Source organism: Bacillus sp. FSL K6-0972, assembly GCF_037976035.1.
In the GTDB taxonomy this organism is placed as follows: Bacteria; Bacillota; Bacilli; order Bacillales; family Bacillaceae; genus Bacillus; species Bacillus haynesii.
This window is the reverse complement of sequence record NZ_CP150260.1, coordinates 1,125,247-1,142,357: the sequence shown is the minus strand read 5'-3', so window position 1 is coordinate 1,142,357 and position 17,111 is coordinate 1,125,247. Positions and strand designations below refer to the sequence as shown.

Here is a 17,111-nt window from a genome sequence, read left to right as displayed (position 1 = left end):
TTTAAGGCAGTTTTTTTATTTCCGAGGAAATGAGCCCTTCCTTCACACTCTGACAGCCCAGGAATAAGCTGTATGAGGTTACGTTAACGGGGGGATCGGGAAATGGAAATTGAATTAACATCCGTTCACTTTTTATATTTGGGCTTTATCGCAGCTATTCTCGCGTTTATGCTTCTTCGTCTTGATACCACCTTTATATCGCTTGCCGGGATTTTTTTCATTTCATTAGCGGCGACCCATTCTGTCATTGCCTCTGTGATGGGCCTGTTTAACAGCTTAATCTACGCCGCCGGAGAACTTCTCCCGACCATTTTCATCATCTGCTTTACCGTTTCGATGAGCGAGCTGCTGACAAAGACCGGCGTCAATGAAGCAATGGTCACTCCGATTGCCAAATGGATGAAAGGCCCTGTCTTGGCCTACTGGATCACCGGAGCTTTAATGTTTATCATTTCTTCATTTTTTTGGCCCTCCCCGGCTGTCGCATTGATCGGCGCCGTCCTCCTGCCTGCTGCGTTGAAAGCCGGCCTCTCCCCGATAGCGGTAGCATGCGCCATGAATTTGTTCGGCCACGGTTTCGCTCTATCAGGCGATTACATCATCCAGGCAGCGCCTAAATTGACCGGAGATGCAGCCGGGCTGCCCGTTGCGGAAGTGATGTCTGCAAGCGTTCCGCTCGTCCTGATCATGGGCTTTTCGACAACAGCGGCAGCCTTTTTTATGCTCAGGAAAGAGAAAGGCAATAGAGCAGCGGCAAAAAGTGAGCAGCAGCAAAGCGAGCCTGAGTGGCTTCTACCTCCAGGTTCCAGAAAATGGATCGCACTGATGATTCCGGTCATTTTTTTAGCGGATATTGCCGCGATGCTGATACTGGAACTGCAAGGAGACGAAGCGACGGCGCTTGTCGGAGGAACGGCTGTCTTCGTCATGATTCTCATTCATTTTATCGTCCACAAACACCGACGTCTTGAGAAAATCACCGGCTATTTCATTCGCGGATTTCAATTCGGCTTTAAAGTGTTTGCCCCCGTCATTCCGATCGCCGCCTTTTTTTACTTGGGCGATGCGGGTTTCGAAAAAGTACTGACAACCGAGATGCCCGGTTTTTCTAATAGAATCGTACAGGACCTCGGCTCGGCTTTTGCCCACAGCGTTCCGCTCTCTCCGGAAATCGCCGCGGTTGCGCTCACTGTCACAGGAGCGGTGACCGGTCTGGACGGCTCCGGTTTTTCAGGGATTTCTCTCGCCGGATCAGCCGCTTCGATGTTTGCTGCGGCGGTTGACGGCAACCCGGCTGTTCTGACCGCGCTCGGCCAAATCTCAGCCATTTGGGTCGGCGGCGGTACGCTTGTGCCATGGGCGCTCATTCCGGTTGCAGCGATTTGCAAAGTTGACCCGTTCGATCTTGCCAGAAAAAATTTTATTCCTGTAGTTGCCGGATTAACCGTCACAACAATTGCCGCCATTTTTCTTCTATAAAACGTGACAACAAAGTTGAACAGCGGCTCCAATTGTCATAAGATTATAAAAACTCACTATTCCTAAAAGGAGGAATTTTTTTGAGCGCATCCGCATTTGTCCGACAAATCAATGAGCAGCTTGATGCACACTACGATGAAATGGTTAAATTGAGGCGCCATTTTCATCAGCACCCTGAGCTTTCTTTTCAAGAAAAGAAAACAGCCGCATTTATCGCCTCTTACTATGAAGCGCTCGGTATTCCTATCCGCACTAACGTCGGCGGAGGCGGCGTTCTCGCGTACATCGAAGGCGGATCGCCCGGCCCCGTCATTGCGCTTCGAGCCGATTTTGACGCGCTCCCCATTCATGATGAAAAAGACGTACCTTACCGATCGACGGTGCCGGGAGTCATGCATGCCTGCGGACACGACGGGCACACGGCCACCCTGCTCGTCCTCGCGAAAACGTTGAATGATCATGCGGACCGTTTAAAAGGAAAGATCGTCTTTATCCATCAGCATGCCGAGGAGTATTCGCCGGGCGGAGCCAGGCCGATGATTGAAGACGGCTGTCTTGACGGTGTTGACGTCATTTTCGGAACCCATTTGTGGGCTACGGAGCCGACTGGAACCGTTCAATATCGAACAGGACCGATCATGGCCGCTGCGGACCGTTTCACGATTACGATTAAAGGCAAAGGCGGACATGGCGCACAGCCTCATAAAACAAAAGACGCCGTGTTGATCGGATCGCAAATCGTCACTTCCCTCCAGCAGATTGTCAGCCGCAGGCTCGATCCGACTGAGCCGGCTGTCGTTTCGATAGGTTCATTTGTTGCCGAAAACTCCTTTAATGTCATCGCTGATAAAGCCGTTTTAATCGGAACGGCGCGTTCCTTCAAAGAAGAAATCCGCTCCTTGATTGAAAACGAAATTGAACAGGTTGCCAAAGGTATATGCAGCATGCATGGCGCTGACTGTGACTATTCCTTTGAAAGGGGCTATCCGCCGGTCTGCAACCACCCGGAAGAAACGGCCTTTCTCGCCAAAATCGCCAAACAGACGGAAGGCGTAGAAAAAGTTGAGGAAAGCGGCATGCAAATGGGCGGGGAAGATTTCGCTTACTACCTGCAGCACGTCAAAGGTACATTTTTCTTTACAGGCGCCCGTCCTGAAGATCCGGACGCGGTATTTCCCCATCACCATCCGAAATTCGATCTTGATGAAAAAGCGATGCTGATTGCAGCCAAGGTGCTGGCAAATGCCGCGGTCTCCTATCAGGAGAAAGAGCAGGCGCTCCGCGAAACGCCTGCAATATAACAACCGAAAAAGCAAAAAACAGCCGGATCATCAATATCCGGCTGTCTCATGAATCAACCTCATATGGAAAACGTGCCTCGCTGTTTCCCCAAGATGCCCGAGCAGCTTATAGTTAGCCGTTCCGCCTACGACCGCGCCGAAGCCCGGCACAAGCTGAAACAGCTTTACAAGATCGAGATAGTCCCGGTATTCCTGCTGAAATGCTTGCCAATCGATTTCGCGTTTTTCGGTTTCCCAATGTTCAATCATGCGGAAAATTTCTTTGCGGTGCGTTTCCCCGGAAAAGGCGAGCTGAAAAATATACAGAAGAAACAACCGCTCTTCTTTCTCCTTGATATCGTATCCGTAAATCGATGCCAATTCAAACAGGCATTTCATTTTGATGCCGAGCAAGAGCGGAAAGTCCGCCAGTCCGAGAAAAATCCCGCCTGCGCCTGTTCCGATCCCTTCAACGGCAGCCGCCTTTTGATACTGGGCGATCGTTTTCTGGGCCAGCTCATCTTTTTCCCTTAGTGAAAGCGTGCCTGTTTTCTTGTCAAAAGTCGTCAAATTTGAGCCGAGCAAAGTGGCCTCGACCATCTTTTTAATGCTTTCAGTTATCGCTTTGTGAACTTTGGCGGGAATGCGGGCATTGATTTTCGACTGTACCCCTTTCGACATCCGCTCAGCCATCGACGGCTTTCTGAGAAACTTCATTTTCCAGCGGATCGCTTCCTCCAAATAAAGCTGGTTTTCATTCATGCGCCACTCACCTCTTCTTTCATCATACTTGCGGAAAAAGAAAAGGATTCACCTATCTCTTGGCATTTTTCTTTAATCTGCTGCTGAAATAAGGCTTCAAAATCACAAATATAAGCAATGCGGAGCCGGCCAGTCCGGCGAGCATCCCGGTCCACTGCATCATGGCTCCGGCAACGGCAGACAAAACAAGCGCCTGGACGCTCAGAACAATGTGAAGCAGGCCGAAAAAGCTCTTCCGCTTTTCTTCTGCTTTGACGGGATAAAGCTCCTGCAGTGACAAGTGTGAAAAATGATCAAACAGCGGCGTCAGCTGAATTCCTGTAATGAATACGGTAAAGACGATGAGTGCGGCAGATACCCACTCATATGTCGAAAAATAAGCGATGATGATACCAAAAATCACGGTCAACCTGACGACGATACCGAAATAGTCGTTTGATCTGATAAATGCCCTTCCGTACATATATGTAAATGTCCGGCGCTGTTCATACGGAATAAACCGGAGCATCCAATCGAGATATGCTCTTCTTTTCGCCTGCTTTCTAAGGTGGGGAACGTCCGTGAATAGGTTCGCAATTCTGTAGAACCGCTGCTTTCTTCTGATCTCGTCTTCTATATGCAGCTCCCATTTAAACGATTTTTTCTTATCGATCATTTTAAAATACACATACAGGGCGGCCATGATCAGGTAGACAGCTGCTGCAAATGCGTACGAAGACTCTAAAGCGAAATAGATCACGATCGTGTTGAGAAGCAGTCTGACAATCCAGTCGGTGACCCTCATGTTTTTTTCGCCGAAAAACGTCATCCTCCATTGCATCGCTGTGTTCCATCCTTTTAAGACGAGCAGTTGAATCAGCAAGATGAAGTACGCGGAAAACGCCTTGCCGCTCGCTTCAAGATAGAGCGGCGCCAAAGCGAGAGCCGCGGCGGCCAGCGGAAACAGTTGCGTCAAAAAACTGAACCGGAAAGCCTGCTGAAAATACGGCTCCATCTTTGCTTCGAGCGGCAGCAAAAAGACGAGGTCCGCTTCTTTAATCAGCGTGCGGACGTACGAGCCTGTCAAAATGAACGAAAAGATGACGGCCATCACCCAATAGGCGGGAAAACCTTCGGGCATCTCTTTCAACCATTTGCTGTACCAGCTCGCAGCTCCTGCAAGGAAGAAAATCATGACGATGACAAGGTGGTCATTCAGCATGTATTTCAAATATGATCTTGTCTCTTTGACATACTCCTCAATTCTTGTCTTCCAAATCCCCAGGATGCTATTCATAGCTCTCTTCCTTCGTCAGTTCAAGATACAGGTCATCGAGGCTCGCTGCTTCCATCGAAAACTGTTCTCTCAGCTCTTCAAGCGTTCCTTTCGCCCGCACTTCGCCGTTATGGAGAATGATGAAGGAGTCGCAATACCGCTCTGCCGTTGCCAAAATATGCGTCGACATCAAGACGGCCGAGCCGTTTTTCTTCGCTTCGTTCATCCGCTCGAGCAGGGCATTGATCGCCAGTGGATCAAGGCCGAGAAACGGTTCGTCTATAATGTACAGGTCGGGTTCGACAAGGAAAGCGCACATGATCATAACCTTCTGCTTCATTCCTTTTGAAAAATGGGCCGGGAACCATTTCAGACGCTTCTCCATTCTGAATTCTTTCAAAAGCGGCGGCAGCCTTTTCTCGAACGTTTCCTTCGAAAGCCCGTACGCCATCGCCGTCAGCTCCAAATGCTCCTTCAATGTCAGCTCTTCATATAAAATCGGTGTTTCCGGAATAAACGTAAATTGGGAACGGTAGCTTTCCGGATCGTCCATGAACGTTTTGCCGTTCAATTCAACGGATCCTTTGTGCGGTTCCATTAAGCCGATGATATGCCGGATCGTCGTGCTTTTCCCCGCTCCGTTCAAACCGATCAGCCCGACGATCTGCTCCCGTTCAATCGCAAATGAAACATCGCGCAGCACCGGGTTTCTTGTATACCCTCCAGTTAACTCTTTAACAGTCAGTAGTGACATACGTTCGTTCCTTTCCTGCATTTTTCTTAATAGTACCAAAAACAAGAATGTATTTGAAACGTTTTCCCTCCCGCTTTTCGGGCTTAAAATAAAACGAATAATCGAATGCGCCTCAGGACATTCTAATTCTTGAAGAAGGGAAAGCTTATCAACTCTGGCGAATGAGGTGTTTGTCAAAGACAAAATCCGGCAAGAGTTCCTGAGTATGAAACATGTCAAGCTTAGAAATTTCTTTCATCCACTGAATTGAGAAAGCACCTGCTTTATTTGACGTCTTCGTCATATAAAAAAGGTGTGACGATCAAATGAGGTGTTTGTCGCAGGAAATGTATAGGCGTTACAAGTCTTCATTTTGACGAAAAAATGGGGTGCTTGCAAAAGGCAGTTAACGTTTCTTCATTAAAGCGTACCTTCTTCAGGCAGGGTGAACGTTGGAGCCGTTCATCCTGTTTTTCGTGTTTCCGCGCAAATTGTGGTAATATGTTGCTTATACATAACCTTTCCCTAATGGAAAAAGGAGGAAAAGTATGAGCGACTGTATTTTTTGCAAAATCATAAACGGAGAGATCCCTTGTGCTAAGGTATTTGAAAATGAACATGTGCTGGCCTTTCTCGACATCAGCCAAGTCACAAAAGGACACACGCTTGTCATTCCAAAAGTTCATAAAACCAATATTTACGAAATGACACCTGAGGTTTCAAGGGAGTTTTTTGAAGCGGTTCCGAAAATCGCGCAAGCCATCAAAGACGAATACGAGCCGATCGGCTTAAACCTTCTGAATAACAATGGCGAAAAAGCGGGGCAGTCCGTCTTCCACTATCACATGCACATCATCCCCCGCTACGGCAAAGGAGACGGATTCGGAGCCGTCTGGAAAACACATGCGGATGACTATTCACCGGAAGACTTGCAGAAAATTGCAGCTTCCATTAACAAACACCTGTAAATGAGACGTTGTCCAAGGGCGTCGGCAGCTGCCGGCGCCCTTTTTTTCGTTCAAAAAAACTCCACATTTATCAGATCGCCCGGCACGGCTAAATAGACTTGCTCTATATTTCACACAATTCAAATTTTTTATGTATAACCGGAACCTTTTATGATAGGATTGTTTTATATTTTTTATACACGAACAGGGAGCGATTGTGATGATACGTACAACGAACTTTAACGCAGGACCAGCAGCACTGCCTTTAGAAGTACTGCAGAAGGCAAAAGACGAATTTCTCGATTTCAATGGTGCGGGGATGTCCGTGATGGAGCTGTCCCATCGCAGCAAAGAGTATGACGCCGTTCATCAAAAAGCGAAAGCTCTGCTAAAAGAACTGATGGACATACCTGATGATTATGAAGTTATGTTTCTGCAAGGCGGAGCAAGCCTTCAGTTTTCAATGATTCCGATGAACTTTCTCTCCAAAGACAAAACGGCCCACTTTATTATGACAGGCGCCTGGTCTGAAAAAGCGCTGGCCGAAGCAAAGCTCTTCGGAAACACATCGATCATCGCGTCCAGTAAAGAAGATACGTACAGCTATATTCCCGAAGTGCCGGAGATTCCGGCAGACGGAGCTTACCTCCACCTGACTTCCAACAACACGATCTTTGGAACGCAGTGGCAAAAGTTCCCTGACGCTCCGATTCCGGTTGTCGCAGATATGTCCAGCGATATTTTAAGCAGAAAAATCGATGTTTCCCAATTTGACATTATCTATGCCGGCGCTCAGAAAAACCTCGGACCGTCAGGGGTGACCGTTGTCATCATGAAAAAAGACTGGCTCGGCAAAGAAAACGAGCAAGTTGCCAAAATCCTGAAGTACTCAACACATGCCAAGGCGGATTCGCTCTATAATACCCCTCCGACTTTTGCGATTTATATGCTGTCTCTCGTGCTGGAGTGGCTCAAGGAAAAAGGAGGCCTTGATGCCATTGAGAAACGCAATCGCGAAAAGGCCGGAATTTTATACAATGCGATCGACGAAAGCGGCGGATTCTACCGCGGACATGCGAGAGAAGACAGCCGCTCAAACATGAACGTCACCTTTACGCTCAAAAACGACGAGCTGACAGCATCATTCATCGCAAAGGCAAAAGAAGAAAAAATGTCAGGGCTTGGCGGACACCGTTCGGTCGGAGGCTGCCGCGCTTCAATTTACAATGCCGTATCAGTTGAAGACTGCGAAAAACTGGCGGCCTTTATGAAGAAATTCCGCGAAGAAAACTGATGTTTATCCTGATGATGGAAGATGGCGAAAAAGGCTTCCCCACTCCTTCGAAAGTTTGATATACTACTAGAAAGCTTTCGCAATAAATGACGAGCATATTATTGGAAAGCGTAAAAAGAGCCTAGATGAGGAGAGAATAGACATGAAAACAAAAGAATTAGTGGCTATGGCCCTGTTTGTCGCCATTGGAGCGGCGCTGCACGCTGTGATTCCCCCTTTTTTCTACGGGATGAAGCCGGATATGATGCTGATCATGATGTTTATGGGAATCCTTTTGTTCCCTAGATTGCAAAATGTTCTCGTCATCGGAGCCGTGACAGGCGTCATTTCCGCGTTGACGACAGCTTTTCCCGGGGGACAGCTGCCCAACATCATCGACAAACCGCTAACAGCCTTGATGTTCTTCGGCGTATTTCTGCTTGTGAAAAAGCTGAACAGCAAATCGCTTGCTGCCGCCGGATTAACTGCTGCAGGAACGGTTCTTTCCGGAACCATTTTCCTCACGGCTGCGCTGTTCATCGTCGGCCTGCCTGGAAACCAGGGGTTCATCACCCTGTTCTCTGTTGTCGTTTTACCGGCTGCCGTCATCAACACGATCGCCATGGCGGTCATCTTTCCGATCGTGCAGTCGATCATGAAGCGCTCAAGGCTGATTGAACAAGTCAAATAAAACCAGAACCTCTTCTTGAAAAGGGATATCCTTTTTTTGAAGAGGTTTTTTTCGTTTTGATGGTCAAAAAAAGGGGAATCCGCCCGATATCTTATATAAGAAGCTGAATAAAAAAAAGGAGCAGGAGCGCCAATCCTGCGCTTCCCGTACAAAAAAGCGCTTTTTGTTTAAGAATGCGTTTCGGCGGATAAGATGCAGAATATCCGAGAAGCCTTAAATAATAAAAGGAGCCGGCGGTAAACACAGCGCTTATAATTGTCAAAACAATGATAATGACAGACAACCCTCTCCCTCCTTTTTAAAAAAGTATGCTAAAATAAAGCAAGCTATGCAGAAGTTTCTAAGAAGAGGAACGGATTGCCTGGCTCGGACGCCAATATTTAATCATGAGAAGACGGGCGCCTGCCAAGCCTGATCTTTAAAAATATAACCGGGGTGATGTACATGTCAAAAGGCCGATCTTTAGCAGCTGGACTGATTGTAGGCGGTGTTATCGGCGGTGTTGCAGCATTGCTGACCGCGCCGACTTCAGGAAAACACTTGAGAGGACAGCTTAAAGCCAACTGCGGTAAATGGGAAGACACCGTCAAAAGGCTGAAAAACGACGGAATCGCATTAAAAGAGCAATTCGTTAAAACCGCCATAGAAGGCGCGGAAATCATCAAAGACGTCGGCAGCGAACTGCAAACGTCCATCCAGGAATGGCGCGAGGAAATCAAACCTCACCAGCAGGACTTAAAAAAGGAAATCGCTGAGATTGAAGAAAAGATAAAACAGCTGGAGAAAACCTTACAAAACTAATATACTCAGCGAAAAAAATGAACCTTAAAAAAGGGGTGTGAATGGAAAATTTTCACGCTCTTTTTTTAGGTAAAATCCTGATTTCACACCGTAAAACTGGATTTTTTAAAAATTTCGTAAATTTACATCTTTATTAATCTTTATTTTATTGGCATAATAGAAATTATAAGATAAAGAGAAGCAGGTGAAGTGAATGAATCGAGCGGAAGAGCCCTATACGGTGAAAGAAGCCCTTTTATTCAGTCAAAGAATGGCACAGCTTAGCAAGGCGCTTTGGAAGTCGATAGAAAAGGATTGGCAGCAGTGGATTAAACCTTATGATCTGAACATTAACGAGCATCATATTTTGTGGATCGCCTACCAGCTGAACGGAGCATCCATTTCAGAAATCGCCAAGTTCGGCGTCATGCACGTATCCACAGCGTTTAACTTTTCAAAAAAGCTTGAGGAAAGAGGTTACCTGGAGTTTTCCAAAAAATTGAATGACAAACGGAACACTTACATTCAGCTGACTCCGAAAGGTGAAGAAGTTTTCCTTAAAATCCTCGAGTCTTACGATCCGACCCGGAACGCCGTCTTAAAAGGCGCTCAGCCCCTTCATCAGCTGTACGGGAAGTTTCCAGAAATCGTCGAGATGATGTCGATCATCCGCCATATTTACGGCGATGATTTCATGGAAATTTTCGAAAAATCGTTTTCAAACATCGAAAGTGAATTTACGAGCGAAGAGGGCAAAATGAAGAAAAAACAAGAAGCAAAAGAAGCCGGGGAATCGATAGAGATGGACAAACCGCTTGAGCCTCTTAAAAACTAAGCCAGATCATATTGCCTGATAATGCTGATGAATTCGCTCATCAGCGGTTTGTATAGACCTTGTCTGTGAAGGGCGAAAATCGTTTCGTGCACTTCAAGTTTTTCATTTAACTGTCCCGCAAAAAGCGTGAGGAGATGGTCGAACATCACAAATCCTTGCGCTTTTTGTGCTTCAAGCTCCTTTGAGAGCTCTTCGCACAGCTTTTCCGTTTCCTTTGCTTCTTCCTCTGATAAGCCCTTTTCGATCAATATTTTATAATACGGATAACCTTCCATATCCGCATTGTTCAATAACAGTTTGATGTAATATTCCAGCCGCTCAAGGCGTTGCTCCATTGAGTTCATATTTGTCCCTTCTCTCCCTTTCTCTTATTTTAGCCGATATTCCCTTCTGATGAAAGTTCAACACGGGAGATTTCTGTTCCTTTTACACCCTTCTAAATTCTTTGGAAAATGACGAAATTTTTTTCGGAAAAGGGATTGATTTTTCTCATCCAGAGGAGTAAATTATTCTGAGGATTTCATATAACAGTTTGTTGAAACGGAAGGATGTCATTTATGAGTTGCTGGAAAACCATCAATCTCGTTAAAGATTATGGAGGCATGCGCATCGTGCTCACTGCCGTCAGTTTAATGATTTTATTTTTTATTCCCGAATATTTAGCGATGCAGCTTATTCATCCGCAAACTGTTCAGAGAGGCGATCATGCCCTTTTGTTTGCAGGACTTTTGGTTGCGGCTATAATCGCCCATAAAATTCTTCATATCTTGCCGATGATCAGCAAGAAAAAAATAGAAAAAAAGATTTATTGGTTGAAAATGAGAACATGGAGAGAAATTCCGAAAAACACGATGCTTGTCTCTCTTCTCTGCCCTTTTTTCGTCATCACGCCTGTATTATTTTACGCGGGGGCAGTGATGCCGAGCTTTGCTCATTATTTCTGCATCATTTCAAGCATTCATTTCGGCTATTGTCTGCCTGATTTTCTGTTTGCCTGGAAACTGATCAAAGCGCCTAAAAACTGTTTTGTCGATCAGGAAGCCGACGATTTTGATATTTTAATACAAAAATAATCCAGCTGCTAGGCACTTGGAAAATCCTTTTTTTCAGTCTATTTTCTATCTTTTTTAATAAATATTTGGTAATGTAGTATGGAGCAGAAACAGAGAGGGGGATCTCCTATCATCCTTTTTTATTTCATCTTGTTTGCGGTTTTTACTGTCTTCAACATAAACAAGCTTACAAACTCTTTATGCCTTGTCAGAGAGATTCCTGAAGAGCGGCAGGATAAGGTATTTAGAATGATTAATGTGCTGATCTTAATTTTATTGATCTCATCATTCATTGAGATTTCCTTTACGGTGTAAAGAAAAAAGGATAGCTGCCGATCGTATTGATCCGGCAGCTATCCTTTTGTGGATTAGCATATCCAAGAAGCACCAATAATAATTAATAAGATGAACAGTACCACAAGCAGCGCAAAGCCGCCAGCGAAACCTCCTGCATAACCGTCGCCCATATTGACACCTCCTCTGCCCCAGTCGTTACATTAGTGTATGCACGAATGTCATGAAACGATTAGGCTATCGTCCAAAAGAAAAGAACCGCCTGAAAAAATGACGGTTCTTTTCTCATTTTCCAAGATTTAGTACAGATAAGCTGCACCAACGATGATTAATAAAATGAACAACACGACCAATAAAGCAAAACCGCTTGAGTATCCTCCGCTCATGTTATTGACCTCCTTTTCTTGATCAATATATTTGTATGAGCGGAAAGAAAATTTGACTAGACGGATGCCCCTCTGTTGAAAATCTTTTTACAGCATGTCAGAATATGATATGATACAATTCAAAGGAAAGTTTAAACTGTTATGATTAGGAGTGTTTGCATTTATGAAGAAGATTGCAATTGCGGCGATTACAGCGACAAGCGTGCTGGCTCTCAGCGCATGCAGCGGGGGAGATTCTGAGGTTGTTGCAGAAACAAAAGCTGGAAATATTACAAAAGAAGACCTTTATCAAACATTAAAAGACAATGCCGGAGCGGACGCACTGAACATGCTTGTTCAGCAAAAAGTACTCGACGATAAATACGATGTCTCCGACAAAGAAATCGACAAAAAGCTGAACGAGTACAAAAAATCGATGGGTGACCAGCTCAACCAGCTCATTGACCAAAAAGGCGAAAAATTCGTCAAAGAACAGATCAAATACGAACTTCTGATGCAAAAAGCCGCAAAGGATAACATAAAAGTAACTGATGATGACGTAAAAGAATATTATGACGGCCTGAAAGGCAAAATCCACTTAAGCCACATTCTTGTGAAGGAAAAGAAAACGGCTGAAGAAGTTGAGAAAAAGCTGAAAAAAGGTGAAAAATTCGAAGACCTTGCAAAAGAGTATTCAACTGACGGAACAGCCGAAAAAGGCGGTGACCTCGGCTGGGTCGGCAAAGACGATAACATGGACAAGGATTTCGTCAAAGCGGCATTTGCTTTGAAAACCGGTGAAGTCAGCGGACCTGTGAAATCGCAATTCGGCTATCACATCATTAAAAAAGACGAAGAGCGCGGCAAATATGAAGACATGAAAAAAGAGCTCAAAAAAGAGGTTCAAGAACAAAAGCAAAACGATCAAACTGAACTGCAATCTGTCATTGACAAACTTGTCAAAGATGCTGATTTAAAAGTAAAAGACAAAGAGTTGAAAAAACAAGTCGACCAGCGCCAAGCTCAGACAAGCAGCAGCAGCTGACGCCAAAAAAGCTGTCCTCCCCTCGCGGGGCCGGACAGCTTTTTTTATGCGATGGAATGGCTGTCAGCCGATTTTTCATGCTGTTCTTGATCTTCATCCAATGAACGCTTCGTGCGCTTTGCTTTTTCTTTTTCCATCCGTTCGATATAAATGCGGCCTTCTTTTTCGATAAAAGCCTGATCGATCTTTTCCTCTTCCTTTGCCGTCGTCATCAGCTTATAGGCGCTGAAAATAATGCCAACGATGCAAAGGTACACCCACCACGGAAACAGCAGCACGGCTTTTCCCCCTTTTTTGAATAAACTGTATATCAGACATTATGCAAAAGGGAGACAAGTTATGACGCTTATTTGTGAAAAACGGGCTTGTAAAAGGAACGGTTATCCAATGCAAAGACGCGTTCGGTATATTCTCCAGGCTTGACCCGTTCGAGCGCTCTGTCCATCATATTGATCTTCGCGTCAAGGTTGTCGATATAGTGAAGAATTTCCGCTTCCTTGACCATCGGCGGCTTCGGACTGCCCCATTCGGGTTTACCGTGATGGCTTAAAATCAAATGCTGAAGAATCAGCACTTCTTCTGAATCAATTTGAAGCTCTTCAGCGGCTTTTGCAATTTCTGTCACCATAATCGAAATGTGCCCCAGCAGGTTCCCTTCGACAGTATATGTCGTGGACACCGGGCCGGATAGTTCTTTTACTTTTCCAAGGTCATGCAGAATAACGCCTGCATACAAAAGGTCGCGATCGAGCGACGGATACAGGTCTGCGACCGATTTGGCCAGGTTCAGCATGGAGACAACATGATATGCGAGGCCTGACACGAACTCGTGGTGATTTTTTGTCGCAGCCGGATAATCAATGAATTCCTTGCCGTATTTTTTGACGAGGTGCCTCGTGATTCGCTGAATACTCGGGTTTTTCATTTCAAAAATATATTGAGTGACCGCATCCATCATTTCGTTTTTGGGAATCGGTGCAGTCTCAAGAAAGTCATCGATTTTGACATTTTCATTCTCGCCCGCAGGTCTGATATTTCTCAGCTTCAGCTGGTTCCGCCCGCGGTAATGATGAATGTCGCCGACCACTTTCACGATCGTCTGCGGGCCGTAGGTCACTTCGTCCTGCTGCTTGGCGTCCCACAGCTTTGCTTCTATATCTCCGGACTGATCCTGCAGCATCAGCGTTAAAAACGGTTTCCCGTTGCTTGCGATTCCTTTCGTTGACGATTTAATAAGCAAATACAAATCCACCTGCTCGCCAACTTCGTGCAGCATGATACCTTTTGCCATGATAAAGCTCCCTCCGTTTTCCTACATAAAATCATTATAGCACACACTTTTATTTGTTATTTATACCCTTCACTTCCACATTTTCCATAGCGGAAGGAAGCAGAATTACATCTTCGTCGCGAAAAGCTTCTCTTACATGTTCATGACACGTAAAATACAAGATTTGCTGATCTTCGCCTGAAAGCTTTTTTAAAATGTTCAGCACTTGTTTAAACCTCTCGTGGTCGAAGTGGACAAAACTGTCATCCAGCTGGAACGGCAATTTGACTTCCTTTTGATGGGAGAGGGCCAGAGCGAATCGGATCGCTAAATAGAGCTGTTCACAAGTCGCCTGAGACAGTTCGTGGGCGTAAAAAACGGCTCCGTCTTTCCGCATGACCATCATGGAATCATCTGTTTCAGAAAAATAAATTTTTTCGTATTGTCCAGCAGTCAATGGGTTCAGTAATGTTTCAGCCATCTGTAATAACTTCGGAAGCCGAACCTTTTTGTGTTCATCTATCTTGTTTTTGACCGCCTGCCGGATCAGCTTGACTGCGGCCCACTTTGTGGCCAGTTCGGCGACACGCTCTTTTTGCATCCCGGTCTGATAGGCGAGCTCGGATACCGCTCCCGATTCCTCAAGTCTGACCAGCTCTGCATGAAGATTAGCCGCCTTTTGCCTTTCTTCTGCCAGCTGTTTTTCTGTTCGGGCTCTTTTTTCCTGCGCCTCGGCCAGCTTTCCTTTCAGTTCTGCAAGAGAGTGGCCTGATGCGAGCATGACGGCCTTCTCGTCCTGCCTGCCGAGCTCTCTTTTGAGCTGCCCGAGCCTTGCCGTTAATTCTTTTTTGGTTTGGTCGCGCTTCGCCAGTCTGATAAACATCTCACGTCCGTCCGCCCCTGCTTTTTGAAAGAGTTCGGCAATTTGGGATTGGAAGTATTCCGTCTCTTTTGTCAGCTCTTTGATTTGTTCGGCTGTATGCTTTAAAGACACGTCTGCTTCCTGTTTTTGCCGAAGTTTTTCTTTTTGGGACTCAAGCGTGCTTTTCAGCTGAAACACCTGCTCTTGGACGCTTCCTCCCGTGAGGCTGAGGGATGAGACAAGCTTTCTCAAGCCCGCTTCAAAGGATGCTTTTTTGGCCTGAAGGCGGCTCAGTTCCTTCTCGATATCCCGCTTTTTCAACATTTCCTCTCGGAGTTCCTTGATCAAAGCGTACGCATCAGCTAAAAATGACGGGTCGATTGACAGGTTCAGCTCTTCCAAATAGCGTTCGGTCTTCTCCTGATACGGACGGATATCCTTTTCCCACTCTTCGAACTTCTGAATCGCTCTTTCATATTCCGCTTCTTTCTGTCTGAGTTCAGCTTGTTTTGCGATGAGAAGCTGCCGGGTTTGGTCGTCCTTCCACAGCTCTTCCCTTAAGGCGTTGTCACTCACTCCGCTTTTTGAACCGCTGCGGTCAATGTCGTCCAGCTGTTTTTGAATAAAAGCCGCTGCCGCGGAAGGCTCAGGCTTTTTTAGAACAAGAGCGGCTACTATGAGCAAGATCGGCACGAGCAAAGCGCCCGGAAACCACTCCTTGAAAAAGAGCGCCGCACAAGCTGCCGCAAAAGCAGCACAAAGCGCTGCCGCAAAAGCGGTCTTTCTTCTTTTCATCCGAACTTTTTGTTCTTTCTTCAGATAGGAAAGCTGAAGGATCAGCTCTTCCCGCCTTCCGGCATGACCGCCGGCGGACGCAAGGCGGCTAAGGGTTTCTTCCTTTTGCTTGCGGACATCATCCGGCATCACTTCATTGCTGAGAGCGGCATGGGCCTGTTCAGCTTCCTCCAAATCAGCCCTCGCCTGCTCAAACCGCTCGTCGAGCGACCGCTTCAGTTCGCGAAACTCGATGTATGCCTGGACGGTTTCCTGCAACTTCCATTCGTATTCATACGTGGTGTTTGCATTGAGGATATCGTATTCCTCAATTTGCAGGCGCTCAAGCCCCGCTTGAACCTGTCCGTTTATCTGGTGAAGCTGTTCAGTCAAAGACGCGATTTTTTCGGTATACGACTGGTAAAACGGATATGCTGTTAAAAGCTCTTCCGCTTCGGCTTCGTGCTCGAAGAAGGCTTCAACCGGTGCAAAAGCGGCGGCGCGCTGTTCCAAACCGCGCTTTTTTTCTTCCAGCGCCTCCAGCTGAGCCGCTTTTGGATGCAGGTGGGATTCGAGCTTTTCGAGCTCAAAAAGTCCGCCTTCGGGGAAACGGCTTTCTCCTGAGCCGCCGAAAGATGCGAGCTGCTCTTCCAGCTGGCGCTTTTCCGCGGCCGCCGGCAGAATCTCAATCGCCTGCTCGATTTGTGAGACGAGGTGCTCAAGATCTTTCAGCAGTTGACCGCTTTCCTTTATCGACGCCTCAGCGCCTTTTTTTTCGTTTAAGAGACGGTGATAGTCGCCTTCCCGCGCCTTCGCCTTTTTCAAATCTTCGGAAAGCCTTTTTAACCGATCGAGCTCTTGATTCAGCTCAGGCTTCCGTCCGTTCGGTTTAAACAGCTCTTCCTGTTTTTTCACGAGGCCGGCATCCATCTTGGAAATCGCATCAGAGCCGAACAGACTCGAAAACAGCAGAAAACGGCCGATTTTGTCGCGGTTGAATTTATGAATTTCCTGAAGGCCGAACACGTCAAATGAGTAGATCGCTTTATACAGCTGCCTGTCGACGCCTGACAGCAGCTCATTTAAAAAAGCTTCCGGCTTCGTGCTGCCGTCTTCCAGATAAACGGTGACCCGCTCAGGCTTTCCGGCCGTCCGTTCGATTCGGATCTGACCTAAATCAGGGTGTCCGACTTCAAGCATCCCCCCGTAAATGACGCCCGTTTTCGGCTCGTACCGTTTCGTCTTCGGAAAACCGAACAGCACGCTTTCAATAAACGACATGAGCGTCGTTTTCCCGGCTTCATTGAGCCCATAGATCAAATGCAGATTTGAAGGAGACAGGCGAAACGTCTGATTGGCAAATTTACCGTATCCATATATATGTATCGCATGTATATTCATCCTGCATCCTCCC

At 46.4% G+C, this 17,111-nt stretch carries 20 protein-coding genes; 10 read left to right on the top strand and 10 right to left on the bottom strand.

What is annotated here, in order from left to right; genetic code table 11:
* Nucleotides 1–102: 102 nt before the first annotated feature.
* Both MKX80_RS05785 and MKX80_RS05780 read left to right on the top strand, forming a co-directional pair.
* A complete protein-coding gene (locus tag MKX80_RS05785) occupies nt 103–1,479 on the top strand; it encodes a hypothetical protein (protein ID WP_268325647.1) in 1,377 nt (458 codons plus the stop codon).
* Between the two features lie 140 nt (nt 1,480–1,619).
* Nucleotides 1,620–2,780 (top strand): M20 family metallopeptidase, encoded by a 1,161-nt coding sequence (locus tag MKX80_RS05780; protein ID WP_234113166.1) that lies wholly within the window; start codon nt 1,620–1,622, stop codon nt 2,778–2,780.
* 30 nt (nt 2,781–2,810) lie between these two features.
* Here MKX80_RS05780 and MKX80_RS05775 read toward each other — a convergent pair whose 3' ends face one another.
* Genes MKX80_RS05775 through MKX80_RS05765 form a run of 3 tightly spaced genes read right to left on the bottom strand, consistent with a single transcriptional unit; the run spans nt 2,811 to nt 5,530 of the window.
* A complete protein-coding gene (locus MKX80_RS05775; protein WP_154998575.1) occupies nt 2,811–3,521 on the bottom strand; it encodes an EcsC family protein in 711 nt (236 codons plus the stop codon).
* A gap of 52 nt (nt 3,522–3,573) precedes the next feature.
* Entirely contained in the window at nt 3,574–4,797 is a 1,224-nt protein-coding gene (locus MKX80_RS05770; RefSeq protein WP_154998577.1) for an ABC transporter permease, read from the bottom strand.
* A complete protein-coding gene (locus MKX80_RS05765; protein WP_154998579.1) occupies nt 4,790–5,530 on the bottom strand; it encodes an ABC transporter ATP-binding protein in 741 nt (246 codons plus the stop codon). Before MKX80_RS05765 ends, MKX80_RS05770 begins: the two co-directional genes overlap by 8 nt.
* 527 nt (nt 5,531–6,057) lie before the next feature.
* Between MKX80_RS05765 and MKX80_RS05760 the strand changes: the two genes are divergently transcribed.
* The 3 genes from MKX80_RS05760 to MKX80_RS05750 all read left to right on the top strand — a co-directional run bounded on the left by MKX80_RS05760 (nt 6,058) and on the right by MKX80_RS05750 (nt 8,420).
* Nucleotides 6,058–6,477, top strand: coding sequence for an HIT family protein (locus MKX80_RS05760; protein WP_268293948.1), 420 nt, complete (start codon nt 6,058–6,060; stop codon nt 6,475–6,477).
* A gap of 199 nt (nt 6,478–6,676) precedes the next feature.
* Nucleotides 6,677–7,750 (top strand): 3-phosphoserine/phosphohydroxythreonine transaminase, encoded by a 1,074-nt coding sequence (gene serC / locus MKX80_RS05755; protein ID WP_003180262.1) that lies wholly within the window; start codon nt 6,677–6,679, stop codon nt 7,748–7,750.
* 142 nt (nt 7,751–7,892) lie between these two features.
* Nucleotides 7,893–8,420, top strand: coding sequence for a tryptophan transporter (locus MKX80_RS05750; RefSeq protein ID WP_154998581.1), 528 nt, complete (start codon nt 7,893–7,895; stop codon nt 8,418–8,420).
* Between the two features lie 91 nt (nt 8,421–8,511).
* Here the strand turns inward: MKX80_RS05750 and MKX80_RS05745 are convergent, their stop codons facing one another.
* A complete protein-coding gene (locus tag MKX80_RS05745; protein WP_003180258.1) occupies nt 8,512–8,703 on the bottom strand; it encodes a hypothetical protein in 192 nt (63 codons plus the stop codon).
* A 161-nt stretch (nt 8,704–8,864) separates the two neighbouring features.
* On the opposite strand from MKX80_RS05745, the gene MKX80_RS05740 reads away from it, so the two are divergent.
* Complete coding sequence (locus tag MKX80_RS05740; protein ID WP_154998583.1) at nt 8,865–9,221, top strand: YtxH domain-containing protein; 357 nt, start codon at nt 8,865–8,867, stop codon at nt 9,219–9,221.
* A gap of 193 nt (nt 9,222–9,414) precedes the next feature.
* Nucleotides 9,415–10,035 carry an HTH-type transcriptional regulator Hpr gene (locus MKX80_RS05735; RefSeq protein WP_043927088.1) on the top strand — a complete coding sequence of 207 codons (621 nt, stop codon included), beginning with the start codon at nt 9,415–9,417 and terminating at the stop codon, nt 10,033–10,035.
* On the opposite strand, the gene MKX80_RS05730 is transcribed toward MKX80_RS05735, so the two are convergent.
* Complete coding sequence (locus MKX80_RS05730) at nt 10,032–10,379, bottom strand: YhaI family protein (protein WP_154998585.1); 348 nt, start codon at nt 10,377–10,379, stop codon at nt 10,032–10,034. The genes MKX80_RS05735 and MKX80_RS05730 overlap by 4 nt on opposite strands.
* A 213-nt stretch (nt 10,380–10,592) precedes the next feature.
* Here MKX80_RS05730 and MKX80_RS05725 point away from each other — a divergent pair, with 213 nt between their 5' ends.
* Nucleotides 10,593–11,108 carry a DUF3267 domain-containing protein gene (locus MKX80_RS05725; protein ID WP_154998587.1) on the top strand — a complete coding sequence of 172 codons (516 nt, stop codon included), beginning with the start codon at nt 10,593–10,595 and terminating at the stop codon, nt 11,106–11,108.
* 78 nt (nt 11,109–11,186) lie between these two features.
* A complete protein-coding gene (locus MKX80_RS05720) occupies nt 11,187–11,402 on the top strand; it encodes a hypothetical protein (protein WP_003180249.1) in 216 nt (71 codons plus the stop codon).
* Nucleotides 11,403–11,455: 53 nt separating this feature from the next.
* Here the strand turns inward: MKX80_RS05720 and MKX80_RS05715 are convergent, their stop codons facing one another.
* Entirely contained in the window at nt 11,456–11,554 is a 99-nt protein-coding gene (locus tag MKX80_RS05715; RefSeq protein ID WP_003180247.1) for a YjcZ family sporulation protein, read from the bottom strand.
* A gap of 126 nt (nt 11,555–11,680) precedes the next feature.
* Nucleotides 11,681–11,767 carry a YjcZ family sporulation protein gene (locus tag MKX80_RS05710; RefSeq protein ID WP_003180245.1) on the bottom strand — a complete coding sequence of 29 codons (87 nt, stop codon included), beginning with the start codon at nt 11,765–11,767 and terminating at the stop codon, nt 11,681–11,683.
* Between the two features lie 163 nt (nt 11,768–11,930).
* Here MKX80_RS05710 and MKX80_RS05705 point away from each other — a divergent pair, with 163 nt between their 5' ends.
* Complete coding sequence (locus tag MKX80_RS05705; RefSeq protein ID WP_154998589.1) at nt 11,931–12,791, top strand: peptidylprolyl isomerase; 861 nt, start codon at nt 11,931–11,933, stop codon at nt 12,789–12,791.
* Between the two features lie 44 nt (nt 12,792–12,835).
* Here the strand turns inward: MKX80_RS05705 and MKX80_RS05700 are convergent, their stop codons facing one another.
* The 3 genes from MKX80_RS05700 to MKX80_RS05690 form a co-directional block, all read right to left on the bottom strand.
* Nucleotides 12,836–13,069, bottom strand: a complete 234-nt coding sequence (locus MKX80_RS05700) for a sporulation YhaL family protein (RefSeq protein WP_154998591.1) — start codon at nt 13,067–13,069, stop codon at nt 12,836–12,838.
* Between the two features lie 68 nt (nt 13,070–13,137).
* The gene (gene yhaM / locus MKX80_RS05695; RefSeq protein ID WP_043927095.1) at nt 13,138–14,082 is read right to left on the bottom strand and encodes a 3'-5' exoribonuclease YhaM; all 945 of its coding nucleotides are present in this window, start codon (nt 14,080–14,082) and stop codon (nt 13,138–13,140) included.
* A 49-nt stretch (nt 14,083–14,131) separates the two neighbouring features.
* Nucleotides 14,132–17,098, bottom strand: coding sequence for an AAA family ATPase (locus MKX80_RS05690; RefSeq protein WP_268342984.1), 2,967 nt, complete (start codon nt 17,096–17,098; stop codon nt 14,132–14,134).
* Between the last annotated feature and the right edge of the window lie 13 nt (nt 17,099–17,111).

Coding starts and splice junctions, on each gene's coding strand:
- MKX80_RS05775 (WP_154998575.1), bottom strand. CDS start 3,521: ATGAATGAAAACCAGCTTTATTTGGAGGAAGCGATCCGCTGGAAAATG.
- MKX80_RS05715 (WP_003180247.1), bottom strand. CDS start 11,554: ATGGGCGACGGTTATGCAGGAGGTTTCGCTGGCGGCTTTGCGCTGCTT.
- MKX80_RS05710 (WP_003180245.1), bottom strand. CDS start 11,767: ATGAGCGGAGGATACTCAAGCGGTTTTGCTTTATTGGTCGTGTTGTTC.
- MKX80_RS05690 (WP_268342984.1), bottom strand. CDS start 17,098: ATGAATATACATGCGATACATATATATGGATACGGTAAATTTGCCAAT.
- MKX80_RS05740 (WP_154998583.1), top strand. CDS start 8,865: ATGTCAAAAGGCCGATCTTTAGCAGCTGGACTGATTGTAGGCGGTGTT.
- MKX80_RS05785 (WP_268325647.1), top strand. CDS start 103: ATGGAAATTGAATTAACATCCGTTCACTTTTTATATTTGGGCTTTATC.
- MKX80_RS05780 (WP_234113166.1), top strand. CDS start 1,620: ATGGTTAAATTGAGGCGCCATTTTCATCAGCACCCTGAGCTTTCTTTT.
- MKX80_RS05735 (WP_043927088.1), top strand. CDS start 9,415: ATGAATCGAGCGGAAGAGCCCTATACGGTGAAAGAAGCCCTTTTATTC.
- MKX80_RS05730 (WP_154998585.1), bottom strand. CDS start 10,379: ATGAACTCAATGGAGCAACGCCTTGAGCGGCTGGAATATTACATCAAA.
- serC (WP_003180262.1), top strand. CDS start 6,677: ATGATACGTACAACGAACTTTAACGCAGGACCAGCAGCACTGCCTTTA.
- MKX80_RS05725 (WP_154998587.1), top strand. CDS start 10,593: ATGAGTTGCTGGAAAACCATCAATCTCGTTAAAGATTATGGAGGCATG.
- MKX80_RS05765 (WP_154998579.1), bottom strand. CDS start 5,530: ATGTCACTACTGACTGTTAAAGAGTTAACTGGAGGGTATACAAGAAAC.
- yhaM (WP_043927095.1), bottom strand. CDS start 14,082: ATGGCAAAAGGTATCATGCTGCACGAAGTTGGCGAGCAGGTGGATTTG.
- MKX80_RS05720 (WP_003180249.1), top strand. CDS start 11,187: ATGGAGCAGAAACAGAGAGGGGGATCTCCTATCATCCTTTTTTATTTC.
- MKX80_RS05705 (WP_154998589.1), top strand. CDS start 11,931: ATGAAGAAGATTGCAATTGCGGCGATTACAGCGACAAGCGTGCTGGCT.
- MKX80_RS05770 (WP_154998577.1), bottom strand. CDS start 4,797: ATGAATAGCATCCTGGGGATTTGGAAGACAAGAATTGAGGAGTATGTC.
- MKX80_RS05760 (WP_268293948.1), top strand. CDS start 6,058: ATGAGCGACTGTATTTTTTGCAAAATCATAAACGGAGAGATCCCTTGT.
- MKX80_RS05750 (WP_154998581.1), top strand. CDS start 7,893: ATGAAAACAAAAGAATTAGTGGCTATGGCCCTGTTTGTCGCCATTGGA.